Genomic DNA, 22,066 nt, shown 5'->3' on the forward strand with positions numbered 1-22,066 from the left:
CGGCCCCATGGCGCCCCAAGCGGGCTGGGCCGCAGCCGCACGCGCCGCGATTCCCGCCATCTCGCCCGCCTGCATCGCTACCGCAGACGAGGCTACATCGCCCGTCATCGGGTTCAATCGTGTGAAGTTCATGGATTTTCCTCTGTCTGGCGATGGCAGTCTGCGGGAGGAAACTGGCGGAATTCGCCACCCATGTCAATAAAAAGGAATAATGTTCTGTTTGACGGAATGCTTGGCGGTTGTAGGCCGATTGGAATTTACCTGGCCGCCAATCCGCTCAACAACATAGCTTACAATGCCCATGGCGTGCTCTCACTCTGTTCCGCCGGCGCGCGATGTAAGCCAATCACCATGGCGCGGGTTCGGGGCTTTGCTGCGCGCGGCGCCTGTGGCATCCCGGCCCTACGCCGATTTCCGCAGGGAAGCAGACGGTAAGATCAATTCGGGAAGAGAGAGAATGACCATCCAACGCCGCGATTTTTCCAAAGGGCTGGCCGCCGCCGCCGCTTTGGCTAGCGCGCCCGCCATCGCCGCCGTCCCGCGCCGCGCCCATGCGCTTTATACCGCGACGGGCAGCGTGATGGCATGGCGCAGCCTGAATACGGTCAGCGGCGTCAGCGGCGAGGTCGGCTCGATCACCCTGCCTTCGCCGATCCAGTATGCATGGCCGCATCCCGATGGCCGGTTTCTCTATGTGGCCACATCGGATGCGCCGGGCGGATCGGTCGGGGGCGGATCGATCCACCGGCTGGTTGCGCTGAAGATCGGGCATGGCGGGGCGCTTTCGCCCCATGGCGAACCGGCGGTGCTGAGCCAGCGCCCGGTGCATATGAGCGTGGACCCCAGCGGCCATTATGCGCTCTGTGCCTATAATGCGCCCGCTAATCTGTCGGTCCATACGATCCGTCCCGATGGCAGGCTGGGCGAGATGGTGGCGCAGGGTGAGAAGCTCGACCTTGGCATTTACGCACATCAGATCCGCATGATGCCTGGGGGCAAATCGGTGCTGCTGGTGACGCGGGGCAACAATGCCTCGGTCACAAAGCCGGAAGATCCCGGCGCGCTCAAAATCTTCGATTTCGACCATGGCCATCTGCATAATGCGCAAAGCATTGCCGTGGGGGGGCGGGGCGGTCTGGGCTATGGCCCGCGCCATGTCGATTTCCACCCGTATCTGCCCATCGCCTATGTCGCCATCGAGCGGCAGAACCAGTTGCATACCCATCGCATCCTCGGCGCGCATCTGGCCCCGGAGCCGGAACTGATCCTATCGACCACCGATCAACCGCCCCAAAATGCCAATGGCGCCGCAACCCTTGTGGGCGCGATCCATGTCCATCCGCACGGCCATGCGCTCTATGTCTCCAACCGCGCCAGTGCGACGGTCGAAGTCGATGGGCGCAAAGTCTTTGCGGGGGGCGACAATTCCATCGCGGTCTTTGCGCTCCATCCGCGCACCGGCCTGCCCAAGCTGGTGCAGCGGATCGACCCGCGCGGCTTTCATGTGCGCAGTTTCGCCATTTCGCCTGATGGACGGATGCTGGCGGCGGCCAGCATGGTCGATATGCCGCTGCGCGAAGGCGGCGTGACCCCGGCGGGTCTAAGCCTGTTTCGCATTCAACCTGATGGTACGCTTGCCTTCCTGCGCAAGATCGACACGCCGGTCGGCAAGGAAGCGCAATTGTGGACAGCAATCCTGCCTGTTCCGGCCTGACGGCAGCCCCAGAGCGGGATGGCCCAGGCCTGTTTGGTTTGGGTTTGCCCGAGCCTGTTACTCCCCGAGGACAAGACCGCAAAGGCCGCCTGTGCGGAGAGGGCAGGATATAGTGATGAAAAGCAGAATGTTGAGGGCGGGTTTGATGGCGTTGGCCATGCCCGCTCTGGCTCAACAGCCGGGACCGCAACAGCGCGGCCCCCAGTCCTATGAACAGCAACAGCACAATCAGGCATGGGCCACCCGCAAGATCGCGCTTTCTCCCTTGCGCAAGGAATGGGTGACGATCCGGCGCGGCAATCGCACCCTGCGCGCCATGATCACCTATCCGGCCAACGCGCGCAAAGGGCCTGTCGTGCTGGTGGGCCACGAAGTGTTCGGTCTGACCGATTCCACGCTCAACACTGCGGTTGAGATTGCCGCGATGGGCTATGTCACCATCGCGCCTGATTATCTCTCGGCCTATGCCCCCGATGGCGGGGGCACATCCTCAATGGGTACGCAAGCTGGCGAGATCACTACCGCGCTGGACGATGCCGAGGTCGATGCCGACATCAATGCCTGGGCCGATTACGGGCTGAAACTGGGCCGGTCGAATGGCGCATTCGCGATTGTCGGCTTGTCATGGAGCGGCGGGGCCGCGTTTCGCTATGTGGCGGGGCCGCATGTGAACCCGGCGCTGAAGGGGGTTTTCGTGTTCTATGATGTCGGCCCGCCCACCACGCGTCAGGGTCAGTATCACAGCACGCCCGAACCCGGTACCTTTCCCGTCAAACATTTCGCGGTGCCCGTTTATGGCTTCTATCCGGATCAGGACACGCGCGTGATGAAGGCCTTGCCTGCCACCATCGAGGCGATGAGGCGGGCTGGGAACCGCTTTTATCCCGAAATCTATAAGGGCGCCGACCATGCCTATATGCGCGTGGGCGAGGACCCGGCCGATCCTAATCCGGCCAATATCGATGCCGTGCGCGCCAGCCTTGCGCGGCTGGGGCGCCTGCTGGACCAGCTCAGTATATAAAGGCGGTGCTGATCCCTATGCCTCCTGATCGCCGGCCCTGATGCTGGCGATCAGGTTGGCGCGCAGCCATTGATGCGCCGGGTCGCGGTGGCTGCGTTCATGCCATACGGCCAGTTTGGTAAAGCCCGGCACCGCCAGCGGCAATGGCCGCCGCACCAGCCCGGCCACCCCATCGAGCAGCCGGGTAGGCACGGTGGCCACCAGATCGGTGCGCGCCAAAACCTGTACCAGCACGAGAAAGCAACTGGCCGAAAAGCTGACGCGCCGTTCGCGCCCCATGGCGGTCAGCGCGCGGTCCACCACGCCGAGAAACGCCTCGCCGCGCAGCGAAACCAGCCCGTGATCGAGCGCGCAGAATTCGTCGAGCGTGAGGTCCCGCTCCGCCGCCGGATGGCCTTCGCGCAGGGCCAGCGAATAGGTTTCCTCATAGAGCCGGACGGCGTGAAGATCGGGCAGGGCGGCCTCTGGCGTGACCAGCGCCAGATCGACCTGCCCCTGCTCAAACCCGGCCATCAGCCGCGCATCATCTTGGGAGTGGATCGCGATCCGGATGCCCGGAGCCTCGCGCCGCAGCCCTTCCAGCCATGGCACGAGCACCGCCAGTTGCGCATAATCGGTGGCCGCGATGGAGAAGCTGGCCGTGCTGCTGGCCGGATCGAATTGCGGGCGCGTCAGCATGCATTCCACCTCGCTCATCATCCGCCGCAAAGGCTGCGCCAGCGCCAGCGCGCGCGGCGTGGGTACAATGCCATGGCTGGAGCGCACGAACAGCGGATCGTCCAGCGCCACGCGCAGCCGCCCCAGCATCCCGCTGACCGCAGGCTGGGTCAGACTGAGCCGATGGGCCGCGCGGGTAACGCTGCGTTCGACGAGCAGGGCGTCGAAAGCCTTGAGAAGATTGAAGTCGAGCTGTCTGATATCATTCATGCTGATGGACCGTATTCCAAACCACGATTTGCCTTATAAAGGCCCAGCCCCCAGATGGCGAGCCTTGATCGAAGAACAAGGTTTGCCCCAAAAATGCAGAATTTCATCCATTGGCCTGCGGGCTATGTTCCTGGATTTGCCGACAATTTCGCATCAAACGAACTCATCGTCGCCGGATTGACCGCCGCGCAGGTCTGGCCCTATTTGGCCAATACCAAGGCGTGGTCGACCTATTACGACAATTGCGCCGACATCGCCTTTCACAACACCCCCGGCCCGGTGCTGAGCGAGGGCGCGCGCTTTTTCTTCACCACCTTCGGCTTCGGCGTTGAGGCTGAAGTCACCGAATATGTCGCCCCCGCTGATGGCGTGCCGGGCCGGGTGGCTTGGCATGGCTGGTGCGGCGAGGGCGAGGAACGCCTCGATGTTCACCATGCATGGCTGATTGAGGATCTGGACCAAGGCCGCGTCCGCGTGTTGACGCAGGAAACCCAGAATGGCGCCCCGGCCAAGGCTTTGGCCGCCGCGCGCCCCGATCCGATGATCAATGGCCATCAGGACTGGCTGAAAGGCCTGATCGCCGCCGCCCAAGAAAATCGCAGCATTCCCGCATAAGGAAGCCCACCATGTCTGCCCTGTTTACCCCCTTTACCCTGAAGGATGTCGCTCTGCGCAACCGCATCGCGGTGCCGCCCATGTGCCAGTACAGCGCGACCGACGGTTTCGTGTCCGACTGGCATCTGGCCCATTATACAGGCCTTGCGCGCGGCGGCGCGGGTCTGGTGATTGTCGAGGCCAGCGGCGTTTCGCCCGATGGCCGCATCAGCCCCGATTGCCTTGGCCTGTGGAGTGACGATCACATCGCGGGCCTCGCCCAGATCGCCACCGCAATCAAGGCTGCTGGCGCCGTGCCCGGCATCCAGATCGCCCATGCCGGTCGCAAGGCCAATGCCAACCGTCCGTGGGATGGCGACGACCATATCGCGCCCGAAGACCCGCGCTATTGGGAAACCATCTCGCCCTCGGCCATTGCCTTTGGCGGAGTGCTGCCGCGCGTGCCGCGTGAAATGACGCTGGCCGATATTGCCCGTGTTCAGGGCGATTTCGCCGCCGCTGCACGCCGTGCGCAGGCCGCCGGTTTTGAATGGCTCGAATTGCATTTCGCCCATGGCTATCTGGCGCAAAGCTTCTTCTCGCGCCACGCCAACCAGCGCACCGATGCCTATGGCGGCGATGCAACCGGGCGGGGGCGCTTCATGCTCGAAACGCTGGCGGCGGTGCGCGCCGTATGGCCGGAGAACCTGCCGCTGACGGCGCGTTTCGGCGTGGTGGAATATGATGGCCATGATGAGGAAACGCTGGCGCAAGCCATCGACCTGTCGGCCAAAATGCGCGATGGCGGGCTGGATTTTCTCAGCGTTTCCATGGGCTTTTCCACCGTTGAGGCCAAGGTGCCATGGGGTCCGGCCTTCTTTGCCCCGGTGGTCGGGCGGGTGCGTTCGGCGTTGGCCATGCCGGTGGGTTCGGCGTGGTGCATTGATGCGCCGCAGGACGCCGAAAGGGCCGTGGCCAATGGTCAGATGGATGTGGTGATGATGGGCCGCGCGCTGCTGGCCAATCCGCATTATCCCTATGAACTGGCCATTGCGTTGGGTGAGGAAAAGCCTGCTTCGCTGCTGCCCAATCCCTATGGCTATTGGCTGCAACGCTATCGCGGCGCGGGCAAGGGCGCGGCGCAGTAAAAGTGAGGGCAGGCGGCCAGCCATCACGGCCGCCTGCCCCTTATCGCGTCAAGACGCGATAATTCCTGCCTTTTTCAGATCAGAAGGCGCCGAGGAAGCCCCGACCCAGACCGTGAAATCGCCCTTGGGGATCACCCAGTCATGGGCCTGTTCATCCCACACGCCTAGCGGATGGTGGCTGGCCTTGGGGTCGATGGCGATGGCGACCTGCTTGGTTTCGCCGGGCGCCAAAGCAATGCGCTGATAACCGATCATGCGGCGGGGCGGTTGCTTGGCGCCCACCTTGTCGGCGCTGGCGGGCAGGCCGACATAGACCTGAACCACCTGCGCGCCCTCACGCTTGCCGGTGTTGGTGACGCTGGCCGAGACCTGCCATGTGCCGCCCGTGCGGGTCAGTTCCGGCTTGCCCACGGCAAAGCTGGTATAGGACAGGCCGTGGCCGAAGGGGAAGGCGAGGCAGGCGTTCGCCCCGTTGCTGACCGGACAGGCGCCGCCGATATTGGCATCATACCAGCGATAGCCGATCGCCAGTTGCTCGCTGTAGGTGACGGTTTGCAGCTTGCCATCGGCCGACATCGTGCCAGGGAATTGCGTGGCGTTCACATGGTCGAGGAAGCCCTTGCCGGTGAAGGGCAGGCTGACCGGCAATTTGCCCGAGGGGTTGATCCGCCCGAACAGGACGTCGGCCACGATATTGCCATCCTCCTGTCCCGGAAACCACGCCTCGACAATCGCAGGCCCCTTGGCGCCCACCAGCGAGGCGGGCAGGGCCACGCCTGCATTGTCCTTGAGCACCAGCACCGATTTGGCCGCAACCTTGGGATTGGCGATCAGCGCTTCGATCATCGCCACGGTGCCGCTGTTTTTGGCGCGATTGTCGCCGTCGCTGGTGGCGATCTTGTTTGATCGGCCCGCATACCAGTCAAGGCTGCTGCCCGCCGCTGCCGAGGCGGCAAGCTGGTGGCCCGTCTGGTCGGTGAAGGTCGCGCGGTCGGCGCCTTCCTCCGAAATCGTGCCCGCCATCATCACAACCGCATCGGCAGCGGCGGCTTCGGCCTGAACCTGCGCGAAAGTGGCGCTCTGGCCGTCGATGGTGGCCGATGTGTTGGCATCATCGACAAGGATCAGCCGGACCGACGCCCCCGCATTGCCCAGATCGGCCAGCGCCGCGCGCAGGCCCGCCAGCGGGGTGACGGTGTAATTGGGCACAACGTCGGAGCTGCCGCCGCCCGCGCCCATCGGTTCGCCCACCACGCCGCCGCCCGCCACGGCCTGCTGGGCATAGACCTGGCTGGCCTTGCCGATCAGCACCAGTTTGCGCAGATCCTTGCGCAGCGGCAAAGCGCCATTGTTTTGCAGCAAGACCGTGGCGCGCCCGCCGATCTCCCGGGCCTTTTTGCCCCCGACGGCAAAGTCAATCGGGCGGCGCTCCAGCTTGCGATCGAAAATGCCCAGCTTGAAGGTCTGCGTATAGCGCCGCTCCAGCGCCTCATCGATGCGCGCCTGCGTCAATTCGCCGCTGTCCAGCGCCGCGCGGATCTTGGCGGGCGCCCAATGCAGGGGAAGAGGCATTTCATGATCGGCGCCGTTGAGCAGCGTGGCGACCGTGCTCTTCATCGCGAAAAAGTCGGATTGGACATAGCCGGTGAAGCCCCAATCCTTGCGCAGCACGTCATTGAGCATCGTGCGATTTTCGCAGGAGGACTGGCCATTGACGTAATTATAGGCGCACATCACCGCCGCGACCTTGCCGTCTTTAACCGCCATTTCGAAGGGCAGCAGGTAAAGCTCACGCAGGGTCTGTCTGTCCACTGTCTCCTGAATGGTCTGACGATTGGTTTCCTGCTCATTGGCCGCATAATGTTTGACCATGGCGATCAGCCCGCGCGACTGGATCGCCTTGGTTTCGGCCACGGCCATCGAACCGCTCAGATAGGGGTCCTCGCCGAAATATTCCATGTTGCGGCCAAGGATCGGCAGACGGGCAAGATTGACGCCGGGCGCCTCAAACACATGCAGCCCCAGATCGAGCATTTCCGTGGCGATCACCTCGCCATACATGCCCGCCACCGCCGGATCGAACGAGGCCGCCGCGCCGATGGCCGAAGGCAAAGCGGTCGCCTTGGCCGAGCTGGGATGCGTATAGGCGGCGGAAATATCACCGAAACCGGGCATATGCAGTTGCGTCTTGCCCGCATCGGGCGAAACGCAATCGTTCTGGCCCAGACCCACCGGGCCATTGGTCACGCGAAAGGTGGGGATGTCCAGCGCGGCGATGCCGGTGACATGGCGACCGCCAAGGCAAGCGGGCAGGTCAGGCAGAATTTCGGGCTTGGCCCCGGTTAGTTGCTGCAGCTTCTGGTCCAGCGTCATGGCCGAAATCAGCAGTTTCGCACGCCGCTTGGCCACCGCCTCGCGCGCGGTGTCATCGGGGGCGCTCTGCTGTTCGGCAATGATGGTTGCCGTCATCCAGGGGTTTGCGGTCTGCGCCTGCGCCGATTGCGCCCCCGCCGTTGCGATCACCATAATCGCCGCGCCATAGGCCCATCGGCTGTTCCATTTCCGTGCCATGCCTGTCCACTCCCACTATGTTTTCTCTGTTGGGTGGAATCATTGGTAGGGCCAATTCTTACAAAAAGCCAGATCAATAATGAAAATTGGCTAAGGCATTTTAAAGGGCGGTCACAGCTCCCCGCGCGCAACCCACGTTCAACACACCGCCCTTGGCCAGATCGGCATGGGGCAACATCGCCCCCAAGGTCCGCGACAAACCGGCCCCGTCGGTCCAGCGAGCAGCGGAATGCGCGGCAGTTTCCCGCCGAATATCAACCCAGCCATCCGAAACACGAACCTGCATCCGATCAAAGGAAGGGCAGGTCACCACATATTGCGGTTCCCCCGGCACCAGCGGATAAAGGCCCAGCGATGCCCAGACATACCAACTGGTCATGCCGCCCGCATCATCATCCATCCCATCGGCAAAACCCTGCGGCGCCAGCGCAAAACTGGGCCCGCGCCATGGGATGGGGCGCTTGCCCGCATTGGTATAGGGGTGGTTGACCGGTTGCGTGAGAAGACGGTGGACCAAGGCGTCGCTCTGTGCCCGATGCCCGCGCCATGCGAAGAGAAAGGGCGTCTGAATATCGGGCTGGTTGGTCATATTATAGAGATCGTCGGCAAAGAAGCGTGCCAATTCGGCATCGAAACGCGCCGGACCCAATTGCGCCAGCAGCCACGGTAGATCAAACACGGGTGCCCAGCGATATTGCCACAGCGTTCCCTGATACAGCCCGCGCGCCTTGACCACATCGGCATCGGCGCCAAGTTTCTGAAACACATCGACCCACATGGCACGATAGGCCAGCGCTTTTTCGCCATAGTGCGCCGCCATTGCCCGATCGCCCAGATCCCGCGCCAGTTGCCCGGTGGCCCAGTTGTCATAGGCCGCCTCGATCTGCTCATCGGGCGTTGTGCGAGCCAGGGTGGCGCTTTCCGCCGCCATGCCTGTCAGCGCGGCTTTGGCGTCAAAAGTGATCCCTTTCCGATAGAAATCGAGCAGCGCCACCCCGCTATGCTCGGTCCGCACGGTCAGGAAAGGCTCCTGCTGGGTGGCCCAGCGCTGTTTGCCCGTCTGATAGAGTTCGACCAAAGAGGCGGCGATATCTTGCGCCTGTTGCAGATAGGACAGGGCCAGCAAGGGCATCAGTGTGCGGTAATTGTCCCACATCGCCCAACTGGCATAGCGCTGATGCCCGGCGGGGGCGTGGCGAATGATCCCATCCGCGCTGCGATAGCGGCCATCGCCATCGGCCACTGCCACCGGCGTTTGCAGCGCGCGAAACAGCGATGTGGCAAACAGAGCGCGGCGCGGCTCCGGCCCGGCAGGGCGCCAATGGTCCAGCAAGACCTGCCAACGCAGCCGCGTTTGCGAAAGCAGGGCGGCAAAACTGCGCGTACCGAGTTCGGCATCGCGCACAAGGGCCGCGCCATCGCCGTCGACCGAGGACAGGCCCGTGCGCCATTCGATCACATCGCCCGCGCGCACGTCCAGTTCGACAAAAGCGCGCCGGTCCGGCCCGATCTGCACCGGCATGGCCAATTGCCGCCCGTTGTGCCGCAAGGTCGAGGCCGTGAACAGGCGATAGCGCCCCGCATTGCACACTGTCCCTGCCACCAGTTCGGCGCGCAGATCCTGCGTTGAACGGGTCAGCCATGTGGCGCTGATCCGTTTGGCATAGGCATGGTTGGGGTCAAGGCGCAGCCGCACCCGCCCGGAACGCGGCAGGGTGAAGCGCGCCACGCCGCCTCCGCGTGTGGCCACCAGATCGGCCATGATCCCGCCGCCATAGCGCAGGTGGTAAAAGCCGGGCGCGGCGCGTTCGCTGGATTTATCCATCCGGGCCAGTTCGGGCGTGCCGACATAATCCAGCCCCACCAGCAAATCACCGCCCGCTCCCGCGCAGCCCACCCCCACCGCTCTGGTATGGGAAAATCCGCGCAAGCTCCGCGCGGCGTAGTCATAGCCATTATGGTTGGCGGGCACTGTGTCCGGTCCCAGTTGCACCATGCCAAAGGGGGCCACGGCGGCGGGCGTCAATTGCCCATAATCCTCCAGTGTGCCCACAAAAGGATTGACCAGATCGACCAGAGGCTTTGGCTTTGCCGCCTGCAAAGACGTGGCGGCCAGCAGGCTTGCTGCAAGGAAGATGCCTGATTTGCTCATGGATCGAGCGGGTCCTGGGGATCGACGTGGAAGGAATGGGCATCCGGCACAAAGCGTAGCGAAAGAGCATCCGGCCCCGCCGACACACGCCCCGGTTCATAGCCCAGCTCGGCCCGGTTGCGCGCGGCAAAGCCTTCGCCGCCGATATAGGCATGGGTGGCCGGATCGGTGACAAGCAGCGCCGGTTTGCCCTGCGCAAAGGGTGCGGCCAGCAGCAGGCGGGCGCAATTGCGCAGATTGGTGGTGGTGTGGCGGGCGTGGGGCTCGATCACGATCCGGGCGGGCGAAACGCCATAGAGCGAGATCAGTTCCTGCCGCATCTCGACCGCTTCATTATAGCCGGTGCGGTTTGGATGGACCCGTCCTCCCGACAAGAGGATGACCGGCGCGGCCCCCTTGGCCAATTGCGCGGCGGCAAGGCGCAGGCGCAAATGGCCCAGCACGCCGGTATGCGAAACGGGATCTTCCGGCCCATGGCCAAACACCAGTATCGCCGAATAGGGATGGGCGGCCTGTTTCATGACGCGCAAGGCGGCGAAGGCGGGTGCGTTAAGCCCCGAAGAAAGCGGCAGATATTCGGCCGCATTGGCGCGCTCATTGGCCGCCAGCAGGCCCATGGCATAGCGCAGCGCGGGATCGAAAACCGTGTCATCCCCGCTCCCTTCGGCCAGAGTGACGGCGGTGTGCGATTCGAGCAAGGCGGGATAGGCGGCATCGCGGGGATCAAAGATCATGCTGTCGATCACCGGATAGCGCGGCTTTTCGCCCAGCGCATAGACGGCGATAATATGGTTGAGCCCGGCAGCAGCCTCACGCCATGCCGCATCGAGCATCGCGGGATCGTCCAGTTCGGCATGGCTGGCATAGAGCCGCGAAGGCCGCATCCGGCCACCAACCAACGCAGCCAGCCGCGCCCGATCCGCGCCAATCCGGCGCAGCGCCGCTGATACACGGTCGCGGTCGGCCTCGCTCCACATCCAGCCTTGCGCCAGACAGGCCGGTTGCGGCGCGCAGTCCCCGGCAGAGGCCACCCGCGCCGCGCGCTCGGCGGCCAGCGCCTGCATATCGGTATCGGCCCGCAGAGCAGCGCGCCAGCCCGGCGCCTGCGCCAGATCCTGCATCAAAGGTACGATCCGCCGCGCCAAAGGCTGAGCGGCTGCGGTCTGGATCGCGGGCGCCGCACGGTTGCTCGCCGCCAGCGATACTTGCGGGGCCAACAGTAGCACCGCGCAAAGGCCGGCCAACCAACGCATCGAGATCTTGCCAATCATATCCGCCTTCACCTCAAAATTAGGCCAAAGGCCCCGCCGCGCCCGGCGCGGCAGGGCCTTTTCAGCCGACGATTACCAAGACAGGCCGACGATCAGGCGCACATTGCGCCCGAACAGCGGGCGACCGTAAATGGCATCGCTCGCGCCTTGCCCGGCCAACTGGTCGGTGCGGGGATTGCCCTCGGTCAGGCCCTTGGCATTGGTCAGATTGTCGCCAACCACCTGCACCCGCCACGCGCCCCAGTTGAGCGTGGCGCCTGCGCCAAAGGTTTCATAAGCGGGCAGGGCGGTCAGGTTGAACAGGTCGACATAGCGGCGGCCCACCCATTCATAGCGCCCGTAAAGCTCCAGATTGCCCTTGCCGAGCGCGAAATTGACGGTGGGGCGGATGTTGCCGAAGAATTTCGGTTCGCGGATGATCTGCTTGCCGTTGACCGCGCTGGGGTCGGCGCCCGAACTGTTGGCCAGATTGCGATATTGCGGGTCGGCCAGCGTCATCGAGCCATTGAGCGCGAACCACGAGACAGGGACCACGCGCCCGTCGATTTCGATCCCCTTGGCCACGGCCTCGCCGATGAAGGGCACCGACTGGTCATTGCGGCCGGTGGTGGGATTATAGGCGACGAAGGAGGCGTTGAAGGGATCGAACTTGGTGTAAAAGCCCGTCACATAGAGGTAATTCTGACCAAAGCTGGCCTTGATACCCAATTCGTACTGGCGGGCCTTGGTCTTGACGATGGTGGGGTTGATGCTGGCCACGACATTGGCCTGCGGCGGCACCTCCAGATTGGACACGCGGGCATAGGCGCCCAGATGGCGGGTGAAGTCATAATTGACGCCCACGGTCCAATTGGTGGCCGAAGGGTTCAGGCGCTGGTTAACGGTGGTGGCGTTGAGCGCACGCACGGCATTGTCGGCCAGCGTGGTGGCATCGCTCAGATCGGCGGCGGTCGTGTTGGTGGCAAAGCCGGTATAGCCATACCATTCGCGCCGGATGCCCGCATCCACCCGCAGGCCATCGGTGATGTCCCAGGTGTCATTGGCGTAAAGGGCGATCATGCGCGCATCGGCCTTGGCATTGGCCAGCGTGGTGCCATAGCGCAGCACGCCATTTTGCGTGACATAGCCCAATGCCGCGCCGCTGGCCGAATAGGCGACCAGATCGAGCGTGCGCGGCTGACCGGCCACCTCGATCAGCATGTCCTGATAGACGGTGAAATTGGTGTTGCCGTAAAACGAACTGTAAAGCCCGGCGCGCAGGTCGTGGCTGCCCAGCGGGGTGTCGAATTTGCGCGTGACGCTCAGGTCGCCCTGAACCGAATAGAACTTCGATTCCACCGCGCGATACTGGCCCGACATGACAAGGCCCGAGGCGGCGGCGGGGTTATAGACGGTCTGGCCATTGGTGCCTGCAATCGCATAGCCCATGCGCGTCACCGCGCCAAAGGCGGTCTGCGCCGCGCTCAGATAGCTGTTGGCAAAAGTGGTGGCGTCGGCCGGGTTGGTGGTGGAATAGAAGGCGTCAAAGCTGCTCTTGCCTTGGGTCGCGCCGAATTTGGCCGAGATCAGCCAGCCCCCGAAATCGCCCTGATAGTCCAGCCCTGCATTGAAAAAGCGCATATGGCGGCCATTGGCCAGATCGCGCGTCAGGCTTTGCGTCACACCCGCGCCATCGCGATATTTGATCACCACATTGCGCAGCGAGGGCGAGTTCATCGTGCCGCTGAAATAATTGATATAGGGATCGAGCGAGACCGAAGGGTTTCGCGGATCGGCCACCGGGATCGGCAGATAGAACAGGTTATGGTCATTCACATACATGACCGAGGCTTTGATATAGCCATTGTCTAGGTCATGCTTGATATTGGCGCGGATCTGGCCGCCGCGATCACTGGGGAAACCGCTGTCGCGATAGCCGTCATGCTGGCGCAGGAAGCCGCCGATGGCGTAATAGGTGCGATCCCCCAGAGGGCCGGACTGCATCGCATCAAGGCGATAGAGGCCGGTGTCGCCCAGCGTGACCTGCGCCTTGCCCGCCGATTGCGCTTTGCCGGTGACGGTGATGGTGTTGGCGATGGCCGCCGCGCTGCTGGCATAGATCGGGGCGGGGCCGCCGCGCACGATTTCGACGCGCTCGCTCATCAGGTCATAGCGGTTCATGCCTTCGCCCGAATTGAAGAACACGCCGTCGATTTCGTGATAGAGCGGCAAGCCATCCTGTTGAAAAATAAGATAGCCGCGATCAGTGGGAATGCCGCGCACGCGGGTGATGTTCTGCACCTCGCCGCCGGTGGCCTCGACATGGATGCCGGGAACGGTGCCCAGCAGGTCGGCGAAGTTTTTGGGCGCGATTTTCGCAATGTCGTTCTGATTGAGCGAGTTGATCGCATAGGACACGTCAAAGCGACGCTCGGCGCGGGCGGCGCCGGTCACGATGATGTCGGTGGGCGCGTCCTTAGGCGGCGCGGCGGGCGCCTCTTCGGCCTGCGCCTGCGTCGTCAACGCCAGCATCAGCCCCATGGCCAGCATGGAAGCCCGATTGGAAATATGCATTTTATGTCGCCCCTGTTTAATACGGCAATTTAATTAAATAAATTGGATGCGGCAGTTCCGCGCCGTTGCCCCGCTCGACTAGAGCGATTCCGGGAAACTTTGATGACATGAAGGAGGGCTTTGGGCGCTGCCGGATCACGAAAGGCTCGAGCGCAGAACTGAACCTCATCACACTGATTTATATTTCATTTTTATGGCATTCCAAACCCGGGAACGCCTTGTTGCTCGATCAATTGCAGACCTGCAATTCCGGTTCGGCCCCGGCAGACTCTTTCCCTTCTGCTCCGTTTTGCCATTGTTGATCAAGGCAACAATGGCTATGTTGTCTTGATCAACAATGATTGGTGTAGGCGATGACACAGCGCGAAAACGATATCGCCACCCTGCGGGCCTTCAACCGCGTTTATACGCTTCGGCTGGGCTTGCTGCAGGCCAAGCTGGACAAAAGTCCCTTCACGCTGAGCGAGGCGCGGGTTTTGTATGAGCTTGCCCACCGCACCGATCCGACCGCTGCAGAGATCGGGCGTGCTCTGCTCCTCGACCGGGCGCAACTGAGCCGTACACTCAAGCGGTTTATGGCCGCCGGGTTGCTGACCAGTCGTGGCGATCCCGCGCATGGCCGACACCGCCTGCTGGCGCTGACGCCAGAGGGCCGCGCCACTTTTCAGGCACTCGAAGCGGCAACCTGCGTGACGACCGGCAATCTGCTGGCCTCGCTGCCGCTGCCGCGACGTAACAGGCTGCTGACGGCGGCGAAAGAGATCGTCGTCCTGTTTCAGGCCGAGGCCGCGCCGCATATCGCGCTTCGCGCTTTACAGCCGGGCGATCTGGGCATGATCATCGCGCGGCAGGCCATCCTGTATGCCTGCGAATATGGCTATAGCGGCGATTACGAGGCATTGATCGCAAGCATTCTGGCCAACTTTCATCAGAATTTCGACCCGGCGCGCGATGATGCCTGGATCGCCCATTGCGATGACACAATGGCCGGGTCCATCTTTCTCGTGCGCGGGGATCGGCCCGGCGTTGGCAAACTTCGCCTGCTCTATGTCGAGCCGGACATGCGCGGCATGGGGGCAGGCAGTCTGCTGGTCGATACCTGTGTTTCGCGTGCTCGTGCGCTTGGTTACGGACGGCTCGAATTATGGACCGACAGCCAGCTTCTTTCCGCGCGCCGGCTCTATGCGCGCTCCGGCTTTGCGCAGGTCGAGGCCAGGCAGGAGCACTATTTCGGGCAGGAGATCGGCAGCGAAATCTGGGCTTTGGATCTGTAATTATTTGGCAGCCGACAACCCTTTGAGATAGCCGGTGATTGCCTCGACCTGATCCTCCGCAATCGGCGCCTTATAAACGTCGATCATCTTGCGCACCTCCTTGTGCCATTCCTCCGCCGAAAGATGAGGCTGGGTCAGCACCATCGAAGGCGAATGACAGGCGCGGCAATTGGCATTGACCGCGTCGACCCCTGCGCCTGCCGGATATTCCACATCGAAATCCTGCGGCAGGCTGACCCGCACATTGCGAAAGGCAAAGGGCGCTGCAGGCTTCGCGGCCACTTTGCGCGGCGCATGCCCGGCCCATGCCGGGGCCGCCAAAGCCAGCGCCAGCGCGATCATCAGCTTGCCCATCATGCCTTGTCTCCCGCCATCAGGTTCAGCGTCTCGATGCCCGCGCGCATATAACCGTTCGGGTTCCAGTTCATCGTCAGGGGCTGGCTCACCCCCTTGGTGTTGGTGCAACGGCAGGCCAGCGTGAACCTGCCTGCAGGCGCAGTGATCCGGTGCGTGAAACGGCGCAGGCTGTACGGCCCCAGATCCTCGCCCAGCGCGGCGACCTGCCATGTGGCGCCGCCATCGACTGAGATCTCGACCTTGGTCACGCCGCAATCACCGCCCATCGCAACGCCGGAAATCGCCATCGGGGCGCCCGCCTTCACCGTCTGCCCCTCGGCCAGATTGGTTATCAGCGAGCGCGGCACCATCCGGCTGATTGCCTCCTTGGGGAAATCAGCGGTGCCGGGCGCAACATGGCCAAAGGGCGTCTTGGGCACCTGATAGGCCTTGGCCATCCAGAAGTTGTCGTCCTTTTGCGGCAAAACCTCGATGTCCGACAGCATCTTGACCCAATAGGTCGAATACCAGCCCGGCACCACCAGCCGCAAAGGATAACCGTTGAGCAGCGGCAAAGGCTCGCCGTTCATTGCAAAGGCGATCATCACCTCGCCATCGCGCGCATGATCGATGGCCAGCGATTTGAGGAACTTGGGCCCTTCACTCACCATGGCCTCGTCCAGCCCGCCAAAGCGGACATCGACCGCCCCGCTCTTCACCCCGGCCCGGTCCAGCACATCGCGCAGCCGCACCCCGGTCCAGCGGGCATTGCCCATCGCGCCGTGCCCCCATTCGGCCCCCGCCACGGACGGTGAAAACATTCCGCGCGAATTGCCCGAACATTGGTTCACGGCCACATATTCGATCCGCTCAAACCCATGGAGCAGGTCATCGAGCCGCAATTCGACCTTGCGCTCGACATGGCCCCGCACTGTCAGGCGAAACGCCTTTGCATCCACGCTTTCAGGAATATTGGCCCAATGCCAGCGGACATAGAACTGGTCGTTGGGAGTCAATATATGCCGGTCGAACACCTGCATCGGTGTTTCGAGCAAGGGCGGGCGGACCCTTTGCAGGATCATCTCGCCCTTTTGCGGAAAAGCCTTGGTCAACGGGCGTGTCGAAGGTTTGCCGGGCAGGTGCAGATCGATCACGCCCTGCGCCCATAAGGGCCGGGCCAGCATGCCAAGGCCGCCCATCGCCACACCGCTCAGCAGATTTCGGCGCGAAAGGGCCGGGTTGAAGAGTGTCATCCTTAGAAGCGCTCCTTACGCGTGTTTCGCCCATTCGCCGGGGTGGGGAGGCGATGGACGCCTCCCCTTGCTGCGTTCAGATGTTGAGCGGGCCATGCTTGATATGGGGCAAGACATGGCGGGCAAACAGGTCGGCTTCCTGCGCATGGGGATAGCCGGACAGAATAAAGGCCTCGATCCCCTCGGCCTGATAGGCGCGCAGCTTGGCCAGCACCTGATCGGGCGTGCCGATTATCGCCGCGCCGCAGCCCGAGCGCGCGCGCCCGATGCCGGTCCACAGATGGTCCTCGACATAGCCGTCATTGCCCGCCGCCTGCCGCAATTCGGCCTGCCGCTGAACGCCGAAATTCTTGGCGTCGAGCGATTGTTCGCGGATGGCGCGGCCCGCTTCGTCATCCAGTTTGGACAGCAGGCGGGTGGCATAAGCGCGGGCCTCGTCCTCGGTTTCGCGCACGATGACATGGGCGCGATAGCCGAATTTCAGGCTGCGGCCAAAACGGGCCGCGCGCGCCTTCATGTCGGCAATCGTCTCGCGCACCTTGTCCATCGTATCGGGCCACATCAGATAGACATCGCAGCCCTCCGCCGCGCATTCGCGGGCCTCATGGCTCAGGCCGCCGAAATAGAAGGCGGGCGCCTTGCCTGAAATCGTGGTGATGCGCGGCGGGTCCAGCTTGAGCTTGTAGAACTCGCCCTCATGGTCGAGCGATTGCCCGTTGAGCAGGGTGCGCACGATCTTCATCACCTCGGTCGCGCGGGCATAGCGCGGGCCCGAAGCGATGGTTTCCCCCGGCATGTCCGAGGAAATGATGTTGACGTTGAGCCGCCCCCCGGTGCCATCGGCATTGGGCCCAAGGATGCGATCCAAGGTTGCGATGCGGCGCGCCAGTTGCGGCGGCCAGTCCTCGCCGATGCGCGTGGCCCAGAGCAGCTTGATCCGGCGCACCTGCGTCGCCACGGCGGCGGCAAAGGCGGTGGTGTCCAGCCCGAGGCTATAGCCCGAAGGGAGTAGGATATTGTCGAACCCGCCCTCTTCAGCGCGCATCACGATGTTGCGGCAATGCTCCCAACTGGATTTCAGATAGGGGTCATGCACGCCCAGAAATTCATAGTCATCGTCGCAAAGGGCCGAAAACCAGGCGATTTCGCACTGTTGATTCTGTTCGCTCATGGCAACTTCTCTCCTCGTGCGGCGACCAGCACGCCGTACCATTCTTCCCTGCTCCACTGGACCGAGAGGGCGGCGGCCCCTTCGGCGATACGGGCGGGGTTTTGTGAACCGATAATGGGAATGATCCCGGCCGGATGGGCCATCAGCCAGCTATAGGCCGCCACGGTGCGCGAGACGCCGCGATCCTTGGCCACTACATCCAGCGCCTCGGCCACGGCCAGATCGCGCGCGGTTTCCGGCGCGGCCAGACGCCCGCCGCCCAGCGGCGACCATGCCAGCGGCGTCAGGCCCAGCATCATCGCCTGATCCATCTCGCCATTTTCAAGGGCGGTAATGCGCAGCGGGCTGATTTCGGGCTGGGTAACCACCAGCTTGTTGGTCAGGAAATGGTTGAGCGCGGCGACCTGCGCCTGCGTGAAATTGGACACGCCGATGCTGCGGATCTTGCCCGAGGCCACCGCATCGTCCAGCACGCGGGCGACCTGCGCCGGATGGGCCAGAATGTCGGGGCGGTGGACCTGATAGAGGTCGATCACCTCCACCTTCAGCCGCCGCAGCGAGGCATCAATGGCCGCCGAGAGATATTCGCTCGACTGGTCATAGGGCAGGGGCGGCATGATGCCGCCCTTGGTGGCCAGTACAAAGCGATTACGCAGCCCCGGATCTGCGGCGATCACCTCGCCCAGCAAAGCTTCGGCATCGCCAAAGCCATCCTTGCCGTTGAAGCCATAGATATCGGCGGTGTCGAGCAGCTTGATCCCGGCATCAAGCGCGGCATGGACAAGGCGCGCCGCATCAGTCGCCGTACGGCCGTCTTCGGCAAGGCGCCACATGCCCCATGCAATGGGAGAGATATTCAGGCCGGAGCCGCCCAGCGGGCGCTCGGCGGAGGGGAGGGGCAAAAGGCTCATGGGTTCTTCCTGAAAGGCGCCGCAACCGAGGCGCGTTCGACAAGGGTATGGGGCAGGCGGCGATGGGTGATATCGCCCCCGGTGATAAGGATTTCCGTTGCCGTGCGTGCCAGTTCGGCCATCGGCTGATGAATGGTGGTCAAGGCGGGCCAGACGGTGCGCGCCAGCGTGGTGTCGTCAAAGCCCACAACCGAAAGCTGTTCGGGCAGGGCCATCCCCCGGCCATGCGCCATGGCCAGAACGCCCGCGGCCATATCGTCATTGGCAGCAAAGATGGCGGTGGGCGGATTGGCCATATCCAGCAACATGCCGCCCGCCGAAAAGCCGCTTTCAAAATCAAACGCGCCCGGCATCACCAGTTGCGGCTCGAAAGCTATCCCCGCCCGGTCCAGCGCGCGGCGATAGCCGAAGAGGCGGTCATCGCTCGACATATGATTGGGGTGGCCCTTGATGAAACCGATCCGGCGGTGGCCCGTGTTGATGAGATGGGTGGTCATATCATCGGCGGCCTGCGCATCGTCCATGAACACCGAAGATGTCACCGCGTGGTTGGTGCCCGGCGAGATGCGGACAAAAGGGATATCGAGCGCATCCAATGCCTGAAGCACCCCCACGCAATCGGTGACGGGCGAGGAGAGGACAATACCGTCCACATGCGTTTCGCTGACCAACCCGCGTACCTGATCGCCGACATGGGGATCGGCCACATCAACCGGCTGGGCGATCAGGCGGATGCCATGGGTCTTGCAATAGTCCCAGCATCCGCTCTGGATCTGAAACATGTAATAGGGGCTGTGATTGTCATAGATCAGGGCGATCTGGTTCGATTTCGATCCCGAAAGGATGCGCGCGGCAATGGAGGGCCGGAATTCCAGCTCCTTCATCGCCTTTTCCACCTTTTCGCGCATGGCGGCGCTGACATAGGGATGGCCGTTCAGCACCCGGCTGACCGTTTTGACCGCCACCCCCGCCAACGCGGCCACATCGCGAATATTGGACCTCTCGCTCATTGCGTCACGATTCTCCCCATCTGGGCGAACAGATCGGCAAAAGCGCTCTCTGTTCGATAGAATACAGGAGGATGGCCGATAGGCGCGGCAATGTCATGCGTTCCGGGCGCATAATCCACGCCTGACCACACATGGCGCCACATATGGTCGCCCGGCAGGGTCACGCGACGATGGGTCGCGCCTTCTTCGACTACGGGGGCGACCAGCAGATCGGGGCCATAGAGGAACTGGTCCTGAAGGGCGAAAAGGCTGGAATCCTGGGGGTAATGCAGGAACAGGGGGCGCTGGGCGGGCAGGCCGGTGGCCACCGCCTCGTCGCACAGGTGGCGGACATAGGGGGCCAGATGGGCGTGAACCCTGCTCCACATGGCGAAATTGGCCAGCAGGTCGGGGGTTGAATCATATTGCAGATTGTCGTCGGGGCGGTTGCCCTCATGGCTGCGCATGACCGGGGCGAAAGCGGCCAGTTCGCACCAGCGCTGCATCAATTCGACGCTGCGGATATTGCCATGCAGCGAGGTGTAGCCGCCGCAATCGGAATGACTATAGGCATTGCCGACCAGCCCTGCGGACAGGGCCGCCGTGATGACCGTGCCGATACCGTCATGGCGGGTGAAATCGACCGATTGATCCCCGGCCCAGAGCAGCGGGCAATGGCCCGACACGCCGCTGAAGCCTGCGCGCATGAAGAACACCGCATCGCCTTGCCGGCCCCGCATGGCCAGCGCCCGGTCATTGACCTGCGCCCACAGCACCGGCCAGAGATTATGCGCCTCCATCGCGTCCATGCCGCCCGCCAGACGCACATCGGTGGGCAGATATTCGCCAAAATCGGCCATCCAGCCATCAATGCCAATGTCCAGCATTTCGCGGCACAGGATGCGTTCGGCAAACCATGCGCAGCTCTCCTCGCGGGTGAAATCGAGGACGCCGCAATCAAATTCTCCGAAATCAACCAGATAGGGTTCGTCGCTGTCCAGCTTACGGCACAGATGGCCCCGGCTAAGCGCCTCCTGATACAAGGCGCCATCGACGGCCAGATAGGGGTTGGCATAGGCAAGGAAGCGGATGCCGCGCGCGTTCAAGGCCTTGATCCGCGCGGGCAGGTCGGGATAGCGCTTCTCGCTGCGCTGCCAGTCCCAGAACAGGCGGCGGCCAAAGCTGGTCTCGCGGATGCCCGCCCAATCCTCGCACCACAGGCCCGAAACCGCCGCGCCCGCATCGATGAAGGCTTCGAGCCTTTCAAAGCTCTTTTCGCCCTGTTTCAACCCGACAATCGCCCCGCCAATCGCCCAGTCCGGCAAGGCGCGCGGGCGCCCAAAGCGCAGCGAAAGCTGGCCCACCAAATCCTGTGGCCCATCGGCGGCGAAGAGTTCGAAGCGCGCCTGATCGGCCCAGACCTCGAAAGTTGAGTGCGCGGGATCACTGGCGTCGATCACGCTGTAGACGCTGGCGTCGAGATGGATGGCCAGCCAGCGCGAAGTCAGCAGGGTCGGCTGGGGATAATTGGTGTTCCAGTAATCGCCGCCCGCCATGCCGGTTTCATCCATGATCCGGGTCAGCTCGGTGGTCTTGTCGCGGCCTACGCCCGGCTCGCTCGTCCACATCGGAAAGCGGCGGCCGTTGAGCGCAAGGTAGCTCATCTGCTCGCCGCCGCCCCAGACGGTTTCGCCCGGTTCGGCATGGAAATGGACGCATAAGCGGTCGAAAGCAGGGTCGAGCGCATGGATGGTCAGCGCGGCCGGATCCAGATCGATGCGGGCAACCGGCGCGTCATTGTGCAGCAACAGGATGACGTCATCCTCCACGCGCCAGCCTGTCGGGACGATGCGGTCGCTGGGCTCATCCTCGATGCGAAAATTGCCGCGATACATCGCCACGGACGGCTTGCCCCGCGCTATGACCAGCGCAGGACATTGCGAGTCGTGGCGGAGAACTGTGCGCCCGGCGAAATCCAGTTGAAAACCATCTCTGAAAGGAGAAAATTGCACCCGCATCGCTCATCCAAACGTTGATTTTGGTCTCGGCAATCCGTGAATGGATTGATGTGACACCGCTTGACATATCGCCACGCGGCAGGCAAATCAACCATCAATCGCAGTGCTAAAAAATGCGAGAGGGAAGCCATGGCGGGAAGAGGCAAGATTGCCCGACCCCCGC

The 22,066-nt window shown here is 63.1% G+C and carries 16 protein-coding genes; 5 read left to right on the forward strand and 11 right to left on the reverse strand.

All coding sequences use genetic code 11. From position 1 onward, the window contains the following. Positions 1 to 457 precede the first annotated feature (457 nt). Positions 458 to 1,714 carry a lactonase family protein gene (locus GGR38_RS02660; RefSeq protein WP_183622392.1) on the forward strand — a complete coding sequence of 419 codons (1,257 nt, stop codon included), beginning with the start codon at positions 458 to 460 and terminating at the stop codon, positions 1,712 to 1,714. Positions 1,715 to 1,829: 115 nt separating this feature from the next. Beyond that, complete coding sequence (locus tag GGR38_RS02665; protein ID WP_183622395.1) at positions 1,830 to 2,735, forward strand: dienelactone hydrolase family protein; 906 nt, start codon at positions 1,830 to 1,832, stop codon at positions 2,733 to 2,735. Between the two features lie 15 nt (positions 2,736 to 2,750). On the opposite strand, the gene GGR38_RS02670 is transcribed toward GGR38_RS02665, so the two are convergent. Next, complete coding sequence (locus GGR38_RS02670; protein WP_183622397.1) at positions 2,751 to 3,662, reverse strand: LysR family transcriptional regulator; 912 nt, start codon at positions 3,660 to 3,662, stop codon at positions 2,751 to 2,753. Between the two features lie 93 nt (positions 3,663 to 3,755). Between GGR38_RS02670 and GGR38_RS02675 the strand changes: the two genes are divergently transcribed. After that, positions 3,756 to 4,277, forward strand: a complete 522-nt coding sequence (locus GGR38_RS02675; protein WP_183622399.1) for an SRPBCC family protein — start codon at positions 3,756 to 3,758, stop codon at positions 4,275 to 4,277. 11 nt (positions 4,278 to 4,288) lie between these two features. Beyond that, positions 4,289 to 5,404 (forward strand): NADH:flavin oxidoreductase/NADH oxidase, encoded by a 1,116-nt coding sequence (locus GGR38_RS02680; protein WP_183622402.1) that lies wholly within the window; start codon positions 4,289 to 4,291, stop codon positions 5,402 to 5,404. Positions 5,405 to 5,452: 48 nt separating this feature from the next. On the opposite strand, the gene GGR38_RS02685 is transcribed toward GGR38_RS02680, so the two are convergent. From GGR38_RS02685 to GGR38_RS02700, 4 genes are all read right to left on the reverse strand, one after another. After that, positions 5,453 to 7,975, reverse strand: coding sequence for a beta-glucosidase family protein (locus GGR38_RS02685; RefSeq protein WP_221226974.1), 2,523 nt, complete (start codon positions 7,973 to 7,975; stop codon positions 5,453 to 5,455). A 100-nt stretch (positions 7,976 to 8,075) separates the two neighbouring features. Further along, positions 8,076 to 10,127 (reverse strand): glycoside hydrolase domain-containing protein, encoded by a 2,052-nt coding sequence (locus GGR38_RS02690; RefSeq protein ID WP_183622404.1) that lies wholly within the window; start codon positions 10,125 to 10,127, stop codon positions 8,076 to 8,078. After that, complete coding sequence (locus GGR38_RS02695) at positions 10,124 to 11,398, reverse strand: YdcF family protein (RefSeq protein ID WP_221226975.1); 1,275 nt, start codon at positions 11,396 to 11,398, stop codon at positions 10,124 to 10,126. Before GGR38_RS02695 ends, GGR38_RS02690 begins: the two co-directional genes overlap by 4 nt. A gap of 72 nt (positions 11,399 to 11,470) precedes the next feature. Beyond that, on the reverse strand, positions 11,471 to 13,951 hold the full coding sequence (locus GGR38_RS02700) for a TonB-dependent receptor (RefSeq protein ID WP_183622408.1): 2,481 nt from the start codon (positions 13,949 to 13,951) through the stop codon (positions 11,471 to 11,473). 353 nt (positions 13,952 to 14,304) lie between these two features. On the opposite strand from GGR38_RS02700, the gene GGR38_RS02705 reads away from it, so the two are divergent. Next, positions 14,305 to 15,225, forward strand: coding sequence for a bifunctional helix-turn-helix transcriptional regulator/GNAT family N-acetyltransferase (locus GGR38_RS02705; RefSeq protein WP_183622410.1), 921 nt, complete (start codon positions 14,305 to 14,307; stop codon positions 15,223 to 15,225). On the opposite strand, the gene GGR38_RS02710 is transcribed toward GGR38_RS02705, so the two are convergent. From GGR38_RS02710 to GGR38_RS02735, 6 genes are all read right to left on the reverse strand, one after another. Continuing rightward, positions 15,226 to 15,582 (reverse strand): cytochrome c, encoded by a 357-nt coding sequence (locus tag GGR38_RS02710; protein ID WP_183622413.1) that lies wholly within the window; start codon positions 15,580 to 15,582, stop codon positions 15,226 to 15,228. It abuts the gene before it with no gap. Continuing rightward, on the reverse strand, positions 15,579 to 16,814 hold the full coding sequence (locus tag GGR38_RS02715; protein ID WP_183622415.1) for a molybdopterin-dependent oxidoreductase: 1,236 nt from the start codon (positions 16,812 to 16,814) through the stop codon (positions 15,579 to 15,581). The genes GGR38_RS02710 and GGR38_RS02715 overlap by 4 nt, the downstream gene beginning before the upstream one ends. A 76-nt stretch (positions 16,815 to 16,890) precedes the next feature. Then, entirely contained in the window at positions 16,891 to 17,985 is a 1,095-nt protein-coding gene (locus tag GGR38_RS02720; RefSeq protein ID WP_183622417.1) for an LLM class flavin-dependent oxidoreductase, read from the reverse strand. Continuing rightward, complete coding sequence (locus GGR38_RS02725; RefSeq protein WP_183622419.1) at positions 17,982 to 18,896, reverse strand: aldo/keto reductase; 915 nt, start codon at positions 18,894 to 18,896, stop codon at positions 17,982 to 17,984. Before GGR38_RS02725 ends, GGR38_RS02720 begins: the two co-directional genes overlap by 4 nt. Next, positions 18,893 to 19,906 carry a LacI family DNA-binding transcriptional regulator gene (locus GGR38_RS02730; RefSeq protein ID WP_183622421.1) on the reverse strand — a complete coding sequence of 338 codons (1,014 nt, stop codon included), beginning with the start codon at positions 19,904 to 19,906 and terminating at the stop codon, positions 18,893 to 18,895. The genes GGR38_RS02725 and GGR38_RS02730 overlap by 4 nt, the downstream gene beginning before the upstream one ends. Next, on the reverse strand, positions 19,903 to 21,903 hold the full coding sequence (locus GGR38_RS02735) for an alpha-glucosidase (protein WP_183622423.1): 2,001 nt from the start codon (positions 21,901 to 21,903) through the stop codon (positions 19,903 to 19,905). The genes GGR38_RS02730 and GGR38_RS02735 overlap by 4 nt, the downstream gene beginning before the upstream one ends. Positions 21,904 to 22,066: the final 163 nt, after the last annotated feature.

This window comes from Novosphingobium sediminicola (genome assembly GCF_014196525.1).
Lineage (GTDB): Bacteria > Pseudomonadota > Alphaproteobacteria > Sphingomonadales > Sphingomonadaceae > Novosphingobium > Novosphingobium sediminicola.

What these genes read in the sequence shown, in the direction of transcription:
- GGR38_RS02660 (WP_183622392.1), top strand. Translation starts at nt 458, where the DNA reads ATGACCATCCAACGCCGCGATTTTTCCAAAGGGCTGGCCGCCGCCGCC.
- GGR38_RS02665 (WP_183622395.1), top strand. Translation starts at nt 1,830, where the DNA reads ATGAAAAGCAGAATGTTGAGGGCGGGTTTGATGGCGTTGGCCATGCCC.
- GGR38_RS02670 (WP_183622397.1), bottom strand. Translation starts at nt 3,662, where the DNA reads ATGAATGATATCAGACAGCTCGACTTCAATCTTCTCAAGGCTTTCGAC.
- GGR38_RS02675 (WP_183622399.1), top strand. Translation starts at nt 3,756, where the DNA reads ATGCAGAATTTCATCCATTGGCCTGCGGGCTATGTTCCTGGATTTGCC.
- GGR38_RS02680 (WP_183622402.1), top strand. Translation starts at nt 4,289, where the DNA reads ATGTCTGCCCTGTTTACCCCCTTTACCCTGAAGGATGTCGCTCTGCGC.
- GGR38_RS02685 (WP_221226974.1), bottom strand. Translation starts at nt 7,975, where the DNA reads ATGGCACGGAAATGGAACAGCCGATGGGCCTATGGCGCGGCGATTATG.
- GGR38_RS02690 (WP_183622404.1), bottom strand. Translation starts at nt 10,127, where the DNA reads ATGAGCAAATCAGGCATCTTCCTTGCAGCAAGCCTGCTGGCCGCCACG.
- GGR38_RS02695 (WP_221226975.1), bottom strand. Translation starts at nt 11,398, where the DNA reads ATGATTGGCAAGATCTCGATGCGTTGGTTGGCCGGCCTTTGCGCGGTG.
- GGR38_RS02700 (WP_183622408.1), bottom strand. Translation starts at nt 13,951, where the DNA reads ATGCATATTTCCAATCGGGCTTCCATGCTGGCCATGGGGCTGATGCTG.
- GGR38_RS02705 (WP_183622410.1), top strand. Translation starts at nt 14,305, where the DNA reads ATGACACAGCGCGAAAACGATATCGCCACCCTGCGGGCCTTCAACCGC.
- GGR38_RS02710 (WP_183622413.1), bottom strand. Translation starts at nt 15,582, where the DNA reads ATGATGGGCAAGCTGATGATCGCGCTGGCGCTGGCTTTGGCGGCCCCG.
- GGR38_RS02715 (WP_183622415.1), bottom strand. Translation starts at nt 16,814, where the DNA reads ATGACACTCTTCAACCCGGCCCTTTCGCGCCGAAATCTGCTGAGCGGT.
- GGR38_RS02720 (WP_183622417.1), bottom strand. Translation starts at nt 17,985, where the DNA reads ATGAGCGAACAGAATCAACAGTGCGAAATCGCCTGGTTTTCGGCCCTT.
- GGR38_RS02725 (WP_183622419.1), bottom strand. Translation starts at nt 18,896, where the DNA reads ATGAGCCTTTTGCCCCTCCCCTCCGCCGAGCGCCCGCTGGGCGGCTCC.
- GGR38_RS02730 (WP_183622421.1), bottom strand. Translation starts at nt 19,906, where the DNA reads ATGAGCGAGAGGTCCAATATTCGCGATGTGGCCGCGTTGGCGGGGGTG.
- GGR38_RS02735 (WP_183622423.1), bottom strand. Translation starts at nt 21,903, where the DNA reads ATGCGGGTGCAATTTTCTCCTTTCAGAGATGGTTTTCAACTGGATTTC.